The 15,572-nt window shown below is 36.5% G+C and carries 20 protein-coding genes; 3 read left to right on the forward strand and 17 right to left on the reverse strand.

Going from position 1 to position 15,572, the window contains the following annotated elements; genetic code table 11:
• Positions 1-103 precede the first annotated feature (103 nt).
• From KTR06_RS07300 to KTR06_RS07310, 3 genes are all read right to left on the reverse strand, one after another.
• Complete coding sequence (locus tag KTR06_RS07300) at positions 104-805, reverse strand: SIMPL domain-containing protein (protein WP_004313340.1); 702 nt, start codon at positions 803-805, stop codon at positions 104-106.
• 84 nt (positions 806-889) lie between these two features.
• The gene (locus KTR06_RS07305) at positions 890-1,492 is read right to left on the reverse strand and encodes a DUF1062 domain-containing protein (protein ID WP_118407526.1); all 603 of its coding nucleotides are present in this window, start codon (positions 1,490-1,492) and stop codon (positions 890-892) included.
• A 108-nt stretch (positions 1,493-1,600) separates the two neighbouring features.
• Complete coding sequence (locus KTR06_RS07310) at positions 1,601-2,440, reverse strand: RteC domain-containing protein (protein WP_118407527.1); 840 nt, start codon at positions 2,438-2,440, stop codon at positions 1,601-1,603.
• Positions 2,441-2,771: 331 nt separating this feature from the next.
• Here KTR06_RS07310 and KTR06_RS07315 point away from each other — a divergent pair, with 331 nt between their 5' ends.
• Complete coding sequence (locus tag KTR06_RS07315; protein ID WP_004313343.1) at positions 2,772-3,047, forward strand: putative quinol monooxygenase; 276 nt, start codon at positions 2,772-2,774, stop codon at positions 3,045-3,047.
• A gap of 132 nt (positions 3,048-3,179) precedes the next feature.
• Here the strand turns inward: KTR06_RS07315 and KTR06_RS07320 are convergent, their stop codons facing one another.
• The 4 genes from KTR06_RS07320 to KTR06_RS07335 all read right to left on the reverse strand — a co-directional run bounded on the left by KTR06_RS07320 (position 3,180) and on the right by KTR06_RS07335 (position 8,487).
• A complete protein-coding gene (locus KTR06_RS07320) occupies positions 3,180-3,596 on the reverse strand; it encodes a pyridoxamine 5'-phosphate oxidase family protein (RefSeq protein ID WP_118219435.1) in 417 nt (138 codons plus the stop codon).
• Positions 3,597-3,677: 81 nt separating this feature from the next.
• Positions 3,678-4,502, reverse strand: a complete 825-nt coding sequence (locus KTR06_RS07325) for a helix-turn-helix transcriptional regulator (protein WP_217290132.1) — start codon at positions 4,500-4,502, stop codon at positions 3,678-3,680.
• 37 nt (positions 4,503-4,539) lie between these two features.
• On the reverse strand, positions 4,540-6,018 hold the full coding sequence (nrfA, locus tag KTR06_RS07330) for an ammonia-forming cytochrome c nitrite reductase (RefSeq protein WP_004313347.1): 1,479 nt from the start codon (positions 6,016-6,018) through the stop codon (positions 4,540-4,542).
• A gap of 39 nt (positions 6,019-6,057) precedes the next feature.
• Positions 6,058-8,487, reverse strand: coding sequence for a HAMP domain-containing sensor histidine kinase (locus KTR06_RS07335; protein ID WP_151922914.1), 2,430 nt, complete (start codon positions 8,485-8,487; stop codon positions 6,058-6,060).
• A 117-nt stretch (positions 8,488-8,604) separates the two neighbouring features.
• Here KTR06_RS07335 and KTR06_RS07340 point away from each other — a divergent pair, with 117 nt between their 5' ends.
• Positions 8,605-9,084 (forward strand): 3'-5' exonuclease, encoded by a 480-nt coding sequence (locus KTR06_RS07340; protein WP_217290133.1) that lies wholly within the window; start codon positions 8,605-8,607, stop codon positions 9,082-9,084.
• A gap of 40 nt (positions 9,085-9,124) precedes the next feature.
• A complete protein-coding gene (locus KTR06_RS07345) occupies positions 9,125-10,843 on the forward strand; it encodes a recombinase family protein (protein WP_217290134.1) in 1,719 nt (572 codons plus the stop codon).
• A gap of 191 nt (positions 10,844-11,034) precedes the next feature.
• On the opposite strand, the gene KTR06_RS07350 is transcribed toward KTR06_RS07345, so the two are convergent.
• The 10 genes from KTR06_RS07350 to KTR06_RS07395 all read right to left on the reverse strand — a co-directional run bounded on the left by KTR06_RS07350 (position 11,035) and on the right by KTR06_RS07395 (position 15,115).
• Positions 11,035-11,310, reverse strand: coding sequence for a hypothetical protein (locus tag KTR06_RS07350; RefSeq protein WP_217290135.1), 276 nt, complete (start codon positions 11,308-11,310; stop codon positions 11,035-11,037).
• A 537-nt stretch (positions 11,311-11,847) separates the two neighbouring features.
• The gene (locus KTR06_RS07355; RefSeq protein ID WP_165861577.1) at positions 11,848-12,009 is read right to left on the reverse strand and encodes a hypothetical protein; all 162 of its coding nucleotides are present in this window, start codon (positions 12,007-12,009) and stop codon (positions 11,848-11,850) included.
• Positions 12,010-12,037: 28 nt separating this feature from the next.
• The gene (locus KTR06_RS07360; RefSeq protein ID WP_011107532.1) at positions 12,038-12,289 is read right to left on the reverse strand and encodes a hypothetical protein; all 252 of its coding nucleotides are present in this window, start codon (positions 12,287-12,289) and stop codon (positions 12,038-12,040) included.
• Between the two features lie 23 nt (positions 12,290-12,312).
• Entirely contained in the window at positions 12,313-12,492 is a 180-nt protein-coding gene (locus KTR06_RS07365; protein ID WP_254306402.1) for a hypothetical protein, read from the reverse strand.
• Positions 12,493-12,583: 91 nt separating this feature from the next.
• Positions 12,584-12,739: a hypothetical protein gene (locus KTR06_RS07370; protein WP_217290137.1), complete on the reverse strand. Its 156-nt coding sequence runs from the start codon at positions 12,737-12,739 to the stop codon at positions 12,584-12,586.
• A 36-nt stretch (positions 12,740-12,775) separates the two neighbouring features.
• Positions 12,776-12,994: a hypothetical protein gene (locus tag KTR06_RS07375; RefSeq protein ID WP_042994085.1), complete on the reverse strand. Its 219-nt coding sequence runs from the start codon at positions 12,992-12,994 to the stop codon at positions 12,776-12,778.
• A 1-nt stretch (position 12,995) separates the two neighbouring features.
• Positions 12,996-13,175, reverse strand: coding sequence for a hypothetical protein (locus tag KTR06_RS07380; RefSeq protein WP_254306403.1), 180 nt, complete (start codon positions 13,173-13,175; stop codon positions 12,996-12,998).
• 60 nt (positions 13,176-13,235) lie between these two features.
• Positions 13,236-14,306 carry a penicillin-binding transpeptidase domain-containing protein gene (locus KTR06_RS07385; RefSeq protein ID WP_217290139.1) on the reverse strand — a complete coding sequence of 357 codons (1,071 nt, stop codon included), beginning with the start codon at positions 14,304-14,306 and terminating at the stop codon, positions 13,236-13,238.
• A gap of 21 nt (positions 14,307-14,327) precedes the next feature.
• Positions 14,328-14,672: a hypothetical protein gene (locus tag KTR06_RS07390; protein ID WP_070782710.1), complete on the reverse strand. Its 345-nt coding sequence runs from the start codon at positions 14,670-14,672 to the stop codon at positions 14,328-14,330.
• 89 nt (positions 14,673-14,761) lie between these two features.
• Positions 14,762-15,115, reverse strand: coding sequence for a hypothetical protein (locus KTR06_RS07395; protein WP_005679027.1), 354 nt, complete (start codon positions 15,113-15,115; stop codon positions 14,762-14,764).
• Between the last annotated feature and the right edge of the window lie 457 nt (positions 15,116-15,572).

Here is a 15,572-nt window from a genome sequence, read left to right on the forward strand (position 1 = left end):
ATCCGAGAGCAAACGAAAGGACAACCTGTGTCAGAAACACAGATTGTTTATCAAACCAAATCCGATTTATTATTTTTAGTCATGCCACAAAGATAGGCATTTTTTATTTGATGGCAAAACGGGCAGTCATTTCATATCTCAACTTGATGACACGGTACTGTTCGGTAGCAGCCGTCCCCATGCTGACATTGCTCTGTGCCTGAAAAGGAAGATAACGGCTTATATTATTATCAACAGGTTCTACAATACGAATCACTTCACCCAATTCCTGCCCCATCGCTTCCACCAAGTAAGATGCTTTTTCACGGGCAGCTTTCAATGCTTCAATCTTACCTTGCTTCCGATACATTAGCAAATCCTTATGCTTCAATTCTCCGATGCGCATGGACTCAATTCCCCATGTGTTGACAGAACGGATAATGGAATTAATCTGCTCAAAATCGGTCAACCGGATATCCAATTGCTTACCTATCAGAAATTCCTTTCCTCTCTGGCGCCAATAATCCCCTATTTCCTGTGTACGGATAGCATCATCCGCTATTCCGATTTTGCGCAAACTCCGACGCAAATCCTTTTCAATCATAGCCAATGGCACTTTTGTCCGAAAATCTTCTTCTTTATTAGATTTACCTGTGTACTCTTCCTGCCAATACTCCTTAATCTGAATCAGAAAATGTATTTCATCCGGAACGACTTCAATCTCCGAAGAACCTGTCACTTCAATATATTTCCCATCACTCTCTTGAGCATTGACAACCATACTCCATGCAAACAAAACAAAAGCTAATAAAAATACCTTTTTCATATCTTTGATTTTATAGTACAACCTCATTTACAGCATCCGAATGATTATATCACAAAGCTATTAAAAAAAACTGTAAAATCGATCTTATCCCCAAATATCAATCAAGCTTTTTCGATCTATCAAAATTATATCTCCATTCTTTACCTTACACTTTGGAGACGTCTTACCGGAAAGCAAAGAAATATTTCCTTCTTCAAACAAATGCTTCAACCGGGTAGTGGAAAGAGAAAAACACCTTTTTATCAATGATAATAATTTTAGGTTCAATTCAAAATCACATTCGATCCGAATACTTATTATCGCGTTGTTCATATTCATAATATCTTCGAAGGAGATATTACTTATCACCTCATATTCAACGCTATCGTAGTCTATTTGAAGCTTGTTCTTACTTGCCATTCCGGCTGAAAAAGCATACTGCCAGGCCGCTTCCCTATCATTCATAGAAAAGCTATGAAACAGTTTTTTATCAATCAAGTTCGGTTTGGTGCGTGACAGCAAAGTCATATTACAAGTGTTATCGCACTTCACGCATCTGTAAATCAGCCAGACATCAATGTTCTTTTTCTGTGCATTCATTCTGAACTTATCACTGCAATAAAAGCGGTCACCGTCGCAGTGGCTGCATTTCTTAATCAATAAAGGAGTATTCTTCACCTTTATCTCCCATGTAAATGTTGTTTCCATAATTATACAAAAGCTATTATCTTTCTTTGTGAATCAAATCTTTTTCTCCGCAAAGTTGGATATTAGCCATTTGTATAATTCACAAGATGTCACAAGACGGCATGAAATTTATTTGTCCAGCTCATCCATCATCTTTATAATTTTATCTTTCAACTTATCAAGAAACTGCGTCCGACTCTTCTTCCGGTTTCTGATTTCCAGGAATATGCGATAAAAGTCTCCGATCTCAATATTGAAAAGAGTCTCGCAGCAGAAGGCTATGTCTTTTAAACTGGTATTTCCATTATTGAAGCATTTGCCCGCATACAGGGCATAGATAAACTCAACCAAAGCAACCTTGCTGTCCGTCCACTGCAATAGCCGGTTTTCTACCATTGAGGTGAATTTCAAATGAAGTTCCTCTGATAATATCTCTATTTGAGCAGACAGGTATTCCGCCAAACGATTGTTGGCTATGATTTCAGCCACACTTGAATCATGCAGGGTAGTGAAAGAAGAATCCCTGTCCAGCAACCCGAAACGGGTGTCTGCCAGAATATCATAGTTTCTTCTGACAAAATATTGTTCGTCGAGTTCCGTCCTGCCGGTATGGTAATAATCATAGAAAGAATTATTCAGGAAGTATTTTTTCAGGTTCTCCAGTTCCGACTTCAGATATTTGCATTGGGAAGACGGAGATTCGCCGATACGCTTATTTTCAATCTGATACAAGCGGACATAAAACATCAACAGCCCGGAAATCTGTGGTTTCCAGGTCTTAAAGAAAAGAATCTCTTCTTTCGGATTCGGGAATTGGTATTCGGCAACGGCGGATTTCAACAGAATAAGAGACATCTGTATGACATCAATAATCTGCTTAATCTTATCTAGTGGGGCAATCGGCTGTCGCTCAATTCTTTCAATCTCTTTTTCTATGTTCTGCTTACTATTTCTTACGAAATTTTCCATTCGTTTTCATATCGCATACGTTTCGAGAAACCATGCAGTAAATAATAAAAATAACAAAATGAAAAACCGGTTCGAGTGGAATTACTCAAACGAAAGAAATTAGCCTGTGGTTCGTGAGGCTAATATTAAGCCAGAACAAATTTAAGAGTTGCGCCCAAAATAGTTGCTTTTTGATTTCAAGGGCAAATATAATCGTTTTTTATGATTATATGACGTTTTGGTGAAATTTAAAGAACAAGGTATCCGAAAAAGCACAAAAATAGTATCTTTGCCTGCGATTTATTACCAAAGATGTGATAAAGCTATTTTTAATCATTTAATAATAAAGACTATGATTAGATTAAATGTTTTCGTCCGCGTAAGCGAGACAAACCGCGAAAAAGCGATTGAGGCAGCTAAAGAACTGACTGCTTGTTCTCTGAAGGAAGAAGGATGCATTGCTTATGATACTTTCGAAAGCAGTACCCGTCACGACGTTTTCATGATTTGTGAAACATGGCAGAATGCTGAAGTATTGGCAGCTCACGAGAAATCTTCTCATTTCAGCAAGTACGTAGGTATCATTCAGGAATTAGCTGAAATGAAACTGGAGAAGTTCGAATTCTAAATGAAACACGAAGAATAGATATACTATCTATCCAACTATCATCAAAAAGAGAGAGACATTCTTCTTCGAAAGGAAAGAATGTTTCTCTCTTCTTATTTCCAGATCGCACGGGAATAGGACCGTATGAAGAGATTAGTCCAGCTTCTTATGAATAAATGTCCCTTCAATCCAATAAGTTGCGTGATTCGATTCAAATTTCAGCAGCACATAGCCCGGATCGGTAGGACCTCCAGGAAAATGTTCGATAAACCAGTCCTGCCAAAGTTCTTGTTTCATCTTCTCGTCGGTTACCACTTCCACCGTTCCCGTCAATGCTACACTGTCTCCCTTATCCTGAAAGCATAATCCGGCTTTCGGGTTTGCCAGAAAGTCAATAGTCTTTAATGAGTCCGATCCGGTAGACATCCAAATAGTAGAAATTCCTTCTGTTGCAATCTTACTCATCGGCACAGGACGGGGATACCCCTCTTTATTTACAGAAGCAAGCACTACCACTTCACACCTCTGCAACAACTCGGTTGCTTTCTCTTTCATTGTTTTTGTTGACATAATCTTATTGGATTTATATTACGATTGCAAAGATAACGGCATGAAGTTCTTTTCTATTGTAAAAAATCGACTTTTACCAGCCTACTTTCCAGGTTCGATATAGGTCAGCGTCGTATCTTCCGGCACAGTAAGTGAAAGAAATGACGTAGGAGTACTGCCCGACAATGATTTCACTTCTTTCGAGAAATGCGCTAAATCGTAATATCCCGCATTAATCGCCGTAGTCAACAGATTGGAAGGTGCGGTATTCCTTAACAATTCTACGGCATTCTTGAATTTGATAATGCGACTGTACTCTTTAGGAGTGTATCCGGTGTAATGCTTGAACTTCCGTTCGAAATGGCGCTGGCACAAACAAACTTCGTCCATCAGGCTGCGGACAGAACGTTTGCCACCGGACTGGTTAATCATATTTACCGCCATGGCGACATGGGAATCGGCAGATTGATAATGACGGGCCAAATACGCCAGCAGGTATCCTTCCACCAGTTGTATCCTTCCTCCTATATGCTCCTGTTCGCATAGTCTTTCAACAAAAGTATCATCAAAAACAGCCCTCATCTCCCTTGTACTGATTCTGCTGTTCACAAATTCATGCAAAGGCAACTTTGTGAAGCAGGACAACCCGCAAGGCAGAAAGCGGATACCAAACATATGAATGGATTCGGCGTAAGTGACCAATTCGGAGAACTTTGTCATCGGCCCTACAAAGTAAGAACGATACGGCTGCATAATCAGGCTCTCCTTCTCCACTGCTTCAGCTACTTCTCCCAGCGTAAAAATAAAATCAGTACACCCATCCGGCAGGATATGGATACGCATACCATATTCCGGAGTACCTTTCAATTCCCAGTAATTATCAACATAGGGAGCAAGCAAATGGGAGGGCTGATATTCTGTGTACATTGATTTGTTTTGCGGACAAATATAGTGAAAATAAATTTTAATTCACAATACGCCCGTTTGCCTTAGCCTTTTGAAGCCATTCAGGGACAATTTCTTTGAGAAATTTATCTTTGTCCGCCTTTTCAACAGCCATATCCAAACCGATATATTGCTGTGCTTTTTCTTTCGTTGTAATATCCGGAAGCGGTACATTATCTGTATACCCATGCGCTACAAGCACTTTGCTGATAAGCATACGAGCTTGGAATACTTTATTTAAGCCATGCCCCAAAATACGCATGGTTTCCTGCGGGGCATGAAAAGAACCGCCATGAGAAGATACGCCGAAATCCCATCTCCACTGTGCCTGACGAATTAACAGCAAGGCTTCTTGCATTTCATTTTCTGTAGCTCCTATATCCCAAGTAAACTTCGCTTCAATATGTGCTTTTGCCAACTCCTTTTCTAAAAGTGTACGCAACTCATTTGCCTTTTGCTGACGTTCGTATACATTTTTACAGAGCGTCTCTTTATTATCACGATGACAAGTCTGACAAGTGCGTTCAGTCACAGCTAACGGATTCTGAATATGGTGATCGCTATATTTTATCCCTCCTTCATCATTGTAAGGCATATGACAGTCAGCGCACGACACACCACGCTGGGCGTGTATGCCCATCTTGAAAATTTCATAATCAGGATGTTGAGCCTTTAGTATAGGGGCACGACTCAATTTATGAATATAATCAGTAAATCCGATTTCATCATAATACTTTTCCAAATCTTCAACAGTGAATCCCTTATCCCAAGGAAAAGTAGGATATTTTATATTCCCCTTGAAATAATACTCCGAATGACACTGTGCACAGACCAATGAACGCATTTCCTGTGGAGTAGCATGAGTAATATCTCTACCTTGACGGCTAAAAGCTTCAGTGAGCGACGGACGGCTGATATGCAAATCCATATTTTTAGGTTCATGACAATCGGCACATCCTATAGGGTTTACAATTTCGGCTCCCCATGCAGCCCACTTATTATTATAAAAGGAATCTACCCCAATAGCTTCTATCATACGGGGAACATCAGAACTTTTACACACCCAGCAACTTGCAAATTGAGGACCGTCAGCATCCCCCATAGGCGCACCAGTACGAAGTGAATGAACAATATCCTGTAAAGCGTACATATGCCCGCGCGGTGTTGAATAATCCTTAGAAAAAGCATATCCAGCCCATAATATGACCATTTCAGGACGTTGCGCTAAAACATCGATAGAAGTTCTTCCATTTAATCTACTGTGCAAATCGGTCGATGTCGTATCCACCCACGTCTTATATTCACGTGGATAGTTTTCAGCAAAAATAATGCTGCGTGCTTCTATTCCGTTTATTTTTATCTTTTTCTTATAGTCTACATTTACAACCTCTGCGCTGTGTTCCATCAGGAATGAAATAATTACTCCCGATGCAAAAATAACAGCCATTGCAAGAGCGAATAGTACCCACCTCTGCCAGGGTTTGAACTTATCTTTCATTATTTGCTTTTTTCTTTTAAATACCTTCTGTTTATTGTACTAAATTATATTTGCCAAAGACAAAATAACGGAGAAACAACTTCCTTTTCCTACTTCTGAATGCACTTCTATACGTCCAGCCAGTCGTTCAATAATCACTTTACAAATGGAAAGTCCCAAACCACTCCCCTGCTCAAATTCATCAGTCTTGTAAAAACGATCAAAAATCATCATTAGTTCTTTATCGTCAATCCCTTTGCCAGTATCTTTTACGTAAACGCAAACTTCCTGATGCTCTTTATATATTCTGCACCCCAAAGTAATAGTTCCTTCTTTGGTAAATTTATTTGCATTATTCAGGAAATTAGAGATGACTTGAGTAAAACGGAAGCAATCGATGTTAACGGGTAAGGAAACTGTTTCATCAAGTTCAAGGATAAAGCATAATGAAGGCTGAATCAATGTTTGGTAAGTGACATAAATCTCCTTTATTATTTTCGTAATGTTATGTTCCTTTATATCAAAGGATAAGTTGCCTGAATCTAAACGAGATATTTCTAATACGTCATTCACCAGTTTCAAAAGCAACTCATTATTATTATTGACTATTTCAATCATGGCAGCTTTCTCTTCCGGTTCTATTTCATCAGCCCCCTCACCTATTAATAAATTTGTGAAACCTACGATAGCATTGAGCGGTGTACGGATTTCATGACTCATATTATTTAGAAACGACTGTTTCAGCTCTGCTTTTTCTGCTATCTGTTTCGCTAGAATCAACTGTTGTTCATGCTCTACCAAGTTTTGAATATTCTGCATAATGCCTGCCAACATAATCTCCCCCTGGGCATCTTTCAAGGTACTGCATCGAAGTTCATACCATTGATAATCTGCCTCTTTCCCTCCAAAACAAAAACGTATTCGTTGTATTTGCATACTGGGAGACTGATATAATGTTTCGTAGAATGAGCTAAGCAATTGTACATCATCAGGATGGGTATATCTCATAATATCCTCTTTTGTAAATCTCCGTTGTTCCATGCCAACCAATCGTACATAATTATCATCAAATTCAAGAACACCTTCCTGAATATTCCAAAGTGAAATTTTCCCGCCATTCATAGAAAGAGTCAATCGTTTGTGCGCTTCTTCCAGCATTTGAAGATTCTTACGCTCCATCAACGAACGGCGATGTGTACGTAACAAACTAATGGTTACCAAAATAAAAGAGAAAACAAACAACCCACCCAACAAATAAAGTTCTTTTCGATAACGATCGTAAAACGGATAGTTGATTATACGGACATTTTGCGGAACATTACTAATATCACCCGCATATTCAGAAAAATATGTCCAGTCCAGTACATACTCTTTTTCTAAATCTCTTATTTTAGGCATTCCTATTTTTTCTTTCTTTAATAAGCGTGCAGCAAGGCTAGCGGAAGCCTTCGCCGTAATACCCTCTGTAGCCATATAACCGCCGACAATCTTAGCATTTTCACCGAAACCTTCACGAATACAACTAAAAGAAGGAATATTTAAAGCTGTTACTATCGGAATTGCCAGCATATCTAATTTATCCAGTAAAAACGCTTGATTTTGTTGTCTTCTCTTTGATTGTTTCAACATTACTAACAAAGAAGATCCTTTTATATAACGAAAGGGGCAAAGACTTATTGTCAGACCATTCTTGTTAACATTATCATTTATCAAACCGGGGGTCAGATTAAAATATTCAATCATCTCCGTCAAATGCTTATAATCACACTCTTGCACAAATGCTTTTTGATAGCCCAGAACTCTCACATTCTTCCTGTCAACCACTCGGGAAAGGCTATCGAAAGATTTATGTCCAAGAAAGGTCAGATCTATATTATAAATAATCTCCATATCATTATGGGGATACAATGTTTTTATAAAGTCGATATTACGTTTCAGATCGGGACTATCACGCAATACATAAACTTTCTGCGAATCATATTCTTCTATCAGTTCTTCATTAGGAAAATGCACATTACAAGCTACCACGGGAATAGAAGATAATAACCGGTGACGGGTAGATAATAAAGAATTAGTTGCCTGGTCACCAACGGTCAGAATAAGGTCTGTCGATTTACTTTCTAGAAATTCAAGATATTCCCTTACATGTTCTATCCGCTCTTTCTCATCATATTTGCTACAATCAAAATAAAACTTATCAAACATTACCTCTATCCCTTGTTTCTGAAACTCCTGATACAACAACTTTTCTATATTTCTGTTGCCAATATCATCTTTAGATATGGAGTAAATCAGGGAAATACGCTTTACCATCAAATTGTCAGTAACATACCAGTGTTTATAATTTAGTCCACCTATAAAAACAATCAATGAAAGAATGAATATTAAAACGTATTTATATTTGAAGTAGGTTTTGTTCATGCTTTTTTGTTTATGTTTGGCAAAAATAGCATAATTTTCACAACAAGAAAGGTATTTCACTGAAAACATCCATTAAAAACATTCATTTTCATTAAAATCAATAAATTTCCTGGTTATCAATCTTATTTCTATATTTTGCATGACCCTTTTTTGTATTATCTTTGTTTCTCTAAAACAAGGAAATAAATGAGGAACTTTGCAGCCATCGACTTTGAAACAGCCAATGGTAAACGTACAAGTGTTTGTAGTGTAGGTGTTGTCATTGTAAAAGACGGTAAGATCGTGAATAAAATCTATCGTCTCATTCGTCCTGCTCCTAATTATTATACGCAATGGACAACGGCTATCCACGGATTAACTTATGACGATACGATGGAAGCCGAAGATTTTCCTGATGTATGGGCTGAAATCAAACCGTTGATAGATGGATTGCCACTTGTTGCACACAATAGTCCTTTTGATGAAGGTTGTCTTCGGGCAGTTCACGAATTGTATGACATGACTTATCCTAATTACAAATTTTATTGTACCTGCCGTACTTCCAGAAAAGTTTTCGGAAAAGATCTGCCCAATCATCAATTGCATACGGTAGCAGAACGGTGCGGATATAATTTAGAGAATCACCACCACGCACTTGCTGACGCAAAGTTTCCAAATGTGCTCTGATTTCATTATCTTCGCACCCACTAACCAGCGAAGAAGCATTATGAGAAAAAGAATTGTAGGTTATGCGAGAGTATCTACAGAGAAGCAAGACCTAGAAAGACAGAAGATACTTATAAGGGAATATTGTAGTAATAATAACTACGACCTCGTTAAAATTATATCCGAGAAGGTTTCTGGAGCCAAGAAGGATAGAGAAAGTATTAATGAGTTATTAGCTGTCACTAAAGATACAGCTGATATGGTCGTAGTGTCAGAACTATCACGTATATCCAGAGAGAAGGAGTGCTTAACAGTCCTTAATACCATAAATGATATTTTAGAGAATGGATTAGATGTATTATTTTTGGATGATACATCTAAAGTATATTCAGCCTACACTGAACTAAATGTTATAGACATTATAACATTGACAGTAAAAGCACATTCAGCAGCCGAAGAAAGAGATAAGATTACCGCCAGAATGAGAACAGGTAAAATTACTAAGCTCAATATTAACCCATATATGTACACTGGCAGTCTTGTACCTTATGGATTTAAAGTCATAGATAACCCAGATTACAAGGGACAGAAGTGTAATATACCCGCTAGAAAGCTAATGGTAATAGACGAATCCAAAACCAAAGATGTGCAATTCATATATCAACTAGTCCTCAATGGCACAACTCTACGTGATGCAGCAGAAGAAGTTAATAAGCTAGGTTTAAGGACACAGCTAAACAAACCCTTCTGTGAAACTTCAATTAGTAAGATGATTAAGAATCCTATCTATAATGGACGAAGAAGATTCAAAGGGCTAAATCTTCCTCTCATGGATAAAATTATATCCGATAATGACTGGAATAGAGCACAAATTTGCGTCTCACAGAACCAACTATTCAAAGGTAAAACTACTAAGAACTTCAATCCATTAAAAGGATTAGTATTCTGCCCTTGTGGGTATGCTCTAATGCTTCATAAGATGATAAGAAAAGACGGTAGTGGATATTTCGTTATGACCTGTTGCAAGAAGAATGATAAAGAATATAGGAAGAAGTGTAGAAACTCTGGAATTGTCTCTCATGTACTACTACCTACCGTATGGAAATGTGTCAAAGACACGTTACTATTATCTGAATACACCACTAAAACGACTAGTGAAGTACATAGGATTAATGGTATCATAGAAGGACTAGAAGACAGAATATCTGGATTGATAGATGAAATTGATTCACACAAGAAAGAAATGGCTAGACTATCTAAAGCCATTACATTAGTGACTGTGAAAGGATTGATTACGCAATACGAGAACGAATATGTAACAGAAGAAGCTAAAGTAACAGAGATAGAAGCTAAAATCAATAACATACGAGACGAAATTAGTAACTATAAAGCCAACATCACTAAAATTAATTCCATTACATATAATTCCCAATTAACCAATCTTACAGACCAAGAGAAGGCTAATGTATATCAAAAGGTCTTATCTAAAGTAGTTTACTATTCCATTGATTATTTCAGAGGATTCATTGTCATATCCTATAAGAATGGCTTGGAGAACATTATAGCTATCAATAAGACTACAACAGGTTACATATCCCCTCTTCCAAGTAGTTTTAGTTTCAATGCTGAAACCAGAAAGATACGTGTCACTATTGCCAAGAAACAGACCTCTATAAAGGAATTTAACCTATCCGACATAGAGAATATCGAATATAGCTTCAAAGAACTAGAAGCTAATTTTACCCCCCAACAATGGGATATACAAAGCCAAATTCTATAAAACAATTAAAGCTAGCTATCATTGATAACTAGCTTTATATTTATAAACACCCTCTACTTTATATATTAACATCTTATAAATTACAGTTATTACTAGGTAATAATACTACTAGTCCATACTAATAGAGCTATTAGAAGCAAGTACATAGGAATTTACTAAAGTAAGGTAGGATATATGGTTATACAAAGACTTTATATCCTACGTTTCTTAGCATATCCTAGATTATAGAACTTCTTAAACATCTCCCAAATGTAGCCAATAAATCCAATTATGATAAATGGCAGGAAAGGCAGAAGAAGGCTACTCCAACCATATCCCAAACACAGCCCTATAATTACGCCTATAACATATAAGGCTGTTATAATCCCACAGCCTATCATTACCCCTCTTCCTCCTGCCATTGCATATTTAATTGGAGCATTAGGAGTAAAGATGTCGAGTGCTTTATTCTCTGATTGATTATTCATAGATTAGTTATATTAATTAATAATACGTGTTATGTTTGAAATAAAGTTACTGATTATTAGAGAATTAAACTAATGGAGGTATGTTAATCAATCGTTAAATAATAGCTTGTCTAACATCTCCTTTAGTTGTTTGGGTAACTCACGTTTAGGGTCGGGAACTACTTCTGTAGGGTCATTAATACGTTTCAACTCCTCCTTATACTCTAACTTCTGCTTCTTAATATTAAGATAGCTCCATTTTACTCTTTTAATATTCATAATTTACCTCCATTCTTATATCCTAGTTTACCTAGCTCATTTAATAACTCTCATAAATTCTTCTTATTAATATCAGAAAGCCATTGGACCATGAGGCATATTCCTAAGTTCCTCTAAGCTATTAACTCCAAACATTCTACATAGTTCCTCTAAAGTGGGTATGTATATATCATCCGTGAAGCTATCTACACAAATACCCAACTCTTCCATGATGTCCATTATCTCACTTGCTGTCATTGTTTCCATACATCCAATACTCTGCTGTTATCATATTCATAGTTATTCATCTGCCTGTTCATCTAGCATATCATCATCTTCCTCTCCCTCTATAAATGCCAAAAGCTCACCTGTCTTGGCATCTCTTATATATCTAATTCCAGGAGCTACATATTCAGTAACTACCTCTTTATCACCCCACCATGGTACAAATGTGTTACTCATTATCATCATTCATTCTTATTAATATAGGTTAGAAACTCATATCTGTAACTTCATCTGTACTTCCAAACTCTCCTTTACAATTATACAATTCCTTTATTTCTTCATCAGTACGTATAATACCAGTTTCATTAAGGAGTTGGAAATTACCATAATTCTCGTAAATTGGTTTAGTAAGCTCTATATCTTCATCTCTCATATCACTAAAGTCAGTAACGTACTCTACTAACTTTTTACTTGGGTCACTAAATCTGTTAGCAACTTCTTCGTCTTTATTTATCATATTAATTCATTTAAGGTTTATAGTTAATCATCTGCCTGTTCATCTAGCATATCATCATCTAACTCCTCATGTATAAAAGCTAATATTTCACCTGTTATAGCATCCTTAACACATTTGAATCCGGGGGCTATTTCTTCAACTATCTTCTCACATTCAATAGTGCACCACTCGGGTATTGTTTTATCCTCACTTTCCATTGTCATAATTATTAATAGTAGCCGCAGTAGGAACTCCAACTGCTGTACCAAATCCATACTTGTTAAATCTTCTCATAAATTCATTTAAGGTTTATAATTATAATCCCATATAGAATGCTAGCATAAGCTTTGCTGCCTGATTGTCCAACTTATCAATAAATGCTTTAGGGTCTTTCCAAAACTCCTCTCTTGATAATCCATAGTCATCCAATACCGAGTTAATTGCGTCTCTCTTGTACTCTGCTGTTATCATATTTATTCATTTTAGATATAGTTATTCATCTCATATCTAATCCTCATATATAATACCGTCAATTTCTGGTAAATATCCGTGTATAATACCTTCTGCTTCTTTTATGAGTACCTCTTCATAACTAAAGTAGATAGACCTACGCATATAACCATGATTGTATCTTTCTACTAAGCTAGTGAGTAGTATTATTTCAGCTTTAGATATTTCTTTAGGATTTACACCTAACTTTATTATTAAAGTCTCTACTGTCATCATATTAACAATTACTACTAGGTGATATATAATCATCTGGTACATCATGCGGTTCACGTGGGTCTTCAAGCCAAACTCTATCTATCTTATCCAATTCTGCACATACTTCCTCTGCTGTAATCTCTCCTGCTTCAAATCTAGCATAAAGTTCATCAAACAGCTTACTATATTCACTACTACTCATTTCTATCATAATTCATTCCTCCCATGTCTCTTGTGTATAATTGTGCTATAAAGATAATGATTATTCTTCAATGATATTATCAACTATCTTCTTAAATACATCACCTGCCATTAGTCCACCACTTGCAGGTAATCCAGTCTTATTAATGGAAACTATGATACTATACTTGGGATTATCAGTAGGGAAGTAACCACAGAACTCTACCGCATACATACCCTTAGTACTATCCTCATTAGTAGATAATGAACTAGTTCCCTGCATACCTGCAACTAGTACCTTATCAGACTTGGCAGGTTGACCTAATCCGTCAGTAATATTAAATACTAGGGCTTTCTTCAAACTATCAATACTAACCCTACTTGCTATTTGTGGATTAATAACTACTACACTATCCTTAAATAGTTGAGGCTGTATCATCTTCCCATTGTTAGCAATAGCATTATAGAAGGTTAGTATTTGAATTGGCGATACGTGTTGGTTATAACCAATACTAGACCATACAAAGGCTGTCTTAGTCCAGTTGTTATCTTTAGGAGTTATAAAGTGTACAGGCTTTAGATTGGCTATTCCTGTGATACTATCTGGCTTACCATAGCTCATATTAGCAAGTAAATCGAAAAAGGTTTGAGGATTATCACCAAATGCTTTCTCCATAGTCTTATAAATGGCAATATTGGAACTAGCTGCCAATCCTTCTTGTACTGTAAGCTCACCATACCCACCTCTATGCCAATTATGGTCTTTAAGTTCTCTGCCTTGAACTTGGTAGATACCATTTCCAGTATCAACCTTATCACTCAACTTCACCTTACCAGTTTCTAAAGCTACCAATAGCGATATTGGGTGCATCAGACCAGTAGACTGCCATACAGAGAAGTTCTCACATGATTGGTAGTTCGTACTGTCTTTCCTAGTAAGTCCAACCAGAGCTTTTATTTGCCCTGATTGAACTTCCATTACTATAGCCTGCCCAGATAAAGCATCGAGTTCAGATAGTTTATTCTCCAGTAGAGAAGTTACATTTACTTGTAATATACTATCTATTGTGGAGATATTCTCTGTAACTTGTTGCCTAGATTGGCAGGAAACTAATAAGAACAATATTATTAACGCTATAAATTCGTTCTTCATTACCTTAGAGTAGTTTCTGTATTAGTTGTTCCATTCTTTACATACAGAGCAATTAGGGTCATGAATATTCTTTCCGTCTTTTAGTATAAATTGATGTTCATAGTACCCTTCTTTCTCTAGTTGTTTACACTTCTTACAGGTAGGATGATGCATTCCTTCTCCGCTTTGTGGTGTCCCATCTCTATTGTAAAACATTATATATTCATGTCCATCCGGTTTCGTAACTTTCTTACTACCTGCCAGTTTCTCATCATTTGGATAGAATACACCGTCCCTATAAGTACCACCCTTTCCTTTACAACTGAATAATGTAATTAGTGCAAATATTACACAGATATACAATATGTTTACATTTGGTCTCTTCATTGTAAATTCCTCCTTAGCTGATTAATATATAGTTAACCCCTTTGGGATATTAAATAATAATTGTCAATAAATAACTGCGATATTTATGATTAGAATATAATTGTCACAGGCTTATTATTGATTTTAGTATTGCCGTAATATTTCTTCTTAGGATAGTCCTTTAACAGATAATTCTTTGTTTCCTTAGGAATATTGGGATTAGCTATGTCGTCTTCAATCTTACGCATAGGTACATATATACTCATCCATTTGTCTTTATTGAGTATAGCATAATCATCATACAGAGCTATGGCGGTAATTTTACCATTATCTTGTACTTTAATCTTAATAATTACACTGGTATTACTAAAACCTCTAGCTTCTCCATTTACATTTCTAATCTCATCTGCATATATGATACTTGAAATTAGAATCATCACATACAATAAAATTACTTTCTTCATATCATTAATAGATGCCCTTTTGTTCCTTAACAGGCTTTTAGTTATTAATTATAGTGTGAGGAACACAACATAGAGTTGCACACTTCTTTAATAAAGAACTGTTGAGTAGTAAAATAGACTGTCTGTTTCTTATATACCTGTATTTATGCCAACCTGTTCCCTATAGTTGGCTATTACATATAGAAAGGTGTGGGAACACTATTTGCTTTATCCTTGTAACGGGCTCTCGCATTGCCTTTGCTGTGGATAAAACAATAGCAACCCACACCAAGCGGCATATAGAAACTTTACAAACGTAAGGTAAGTATATATCCAAAGTGCGGGTGCTATTGCTATCATCTTCACAGCGTTTCAAATTTGCGAGATTTGTTACAAGAAGATAATTTCAATAACACCTTTCGTTAATATGTCCTTCCAACAACTTAACTCTCTAAGTTCTTGGAATTGGTACAAAGAT

The sequence above is a fragment of the Bacteroides sp. MSK.20.12 genome, from assembly GCF_019052435.1.
GTDB classification, from domain to species: domain Bacteria; phylum Bacteroidota; class Bacteroidia; order Bacteroidales; family Bacteroidaceae; genus Bacteroides; species Bacteroides xylanisolvens.

Excerpts from the sequence above, each read along its gene's own strand:
- KTR06_RS07320 (WP_118219435.1), bottom strand. The coding sequence starts at position 3,596 with ATGTCAACAAAAACAATGAAAGAGAAAGCAACCGAGTTGTTGCAGAGG.
- KTR06_RS07325 (WP_217290132.1), bottom strand. The coding sequence starts at position 4,502 with ATGTACACAGAATATCAGCCCTCCCATTTGCTTGCTCCCTATGTTGAT.
- KTR06_RS07315 (WP_004313343.1), top strand. The coding sequence starts at position 2,772 with ATGATTAGATTAAATGTTTTCGTCCGCGTAAGCGAGACAAACCGCGAA.
- KTR06_RS07350 (WP_217290135.1), bottom strand. The coding sequence starts at position 11,310 with ATGAATAATCAATCAGAGAATAAAGCACTCGACATCTTTACTCCTAAT.
- nrfA (WP_004313347.1), bottom strand. The coding sequence starts at position 6,018 with ATGAAAGATAAGTTCAAACCCTGGCAGAGGTGGGTACTATTCGCTCTT.
- KTR06_RS07310 (WP_118407527.1), bottom strand. The coding sequence starts at position 2,440 with ATGGAAAATTTCGTAAGAAATAGTAAGCAGAACATAGAAAAAGAGATT.
- KTR06_RS07335 (WP_151922914.1), bottom strand. The coding sequence starts at position 8,487 with ATGTTTTCAGTGAAATACCTTTCTTGTTGTGAAAATTATGCTATTTTT.
- KTR06_RS07360 (WP_011107532.1), bottom strand. The coding sequence starts at position 12,289 with ATGATAAATAAAGACGAAGAAGTTGCTAACAGATTTAGTGACCCAAGT.
- KTR06_RS07395 (WP_005679027.1), bottom strand. The coding sequence starts at position 15,115 with ATGAAGAAAGTAATTTTATTGTATGTGATGATTCTAATTTCAAGTATC.
- KTR06_RS07300 (WP_004313340.1), bottom strand. The coding sequence starts at position 805 with ATGAAAAAGGTATTTTTATTAGCTTTTGTTTTGTTTGCATGGAGTATG.
- KTR06_RS07385 (WP_217290139.1), bottom strand. The coding sequence starts at position 14,306 with ATGAAGAACGAATTTATAGCGTTAATAATATTGTTCTTATTAGTTTCC.
- KTR06_RS07375 (WP_042994085.1), bottom strand. The coding sequence starts at position 12,994 with ATGATGACAGTAGAGACTTTAATAATAAAGTTAGGTGTAAATCCTAAA.
- KTR06_RS07345 (WP_217290134.1), top strand. The coding sequence starts at position 9,125 with ATGAGAAAAAGAATTGTAGGTTATGCGAGAGTATCTACAGAGAAGCAA.
- KTR06_RS07305 (WP_118407526.1), bottom strand. The coding sequence starts at position 1,492 with ATGGAAACAACATTTACATGGGAGATAAAGGTGAAGAATACTCCTTTA.
- KTR06_RS07390 (WP_070782710.1), bottom strand. The coding sequence starts at position 14,672 with ATGAAGAGACCAAATGTAAACATATTGTATATCTGTGTAATATTTGCA.
- KTR06_RS07355 (WP_165861577.1), bottom strand. The coding sequence starts at position 12,009 with ATGAGTAACACATTTGTACCATGGTGGGGTGATAAAGAGGTAGTTACT.
- KTR06_RS07365 (WP_254306402.1), bottom strand. The coding sequence starts at position 12,492 with ATGACAATGGAAAGTGAGGATAAAACAATACCCGAGTGGTGCACTATT.
- KTR06_RS07370 (WP_217290137.1), bottom strand. The coding sequence starts at position 12,739 with ATGATAACAGCAGAGTACAAGAGAGACGCAATTAACTCGGTATTGGAT.
- KTR06_RS07380 (WP_254306403.1), bottom strand. The coding sequence starts at position 13,175 with ATGAGTAGTAGTGAATATAGTAAGCTGTTTGATGAACTTTATGCTAGA.
- KTR06_RS07340 (WP_217290133.1), top strand. The coding sequence starts at position 8,605 with ATGAGGAACTTTGCAGCCATCGACTTTGAAACAGCCAATGGTAAACGT.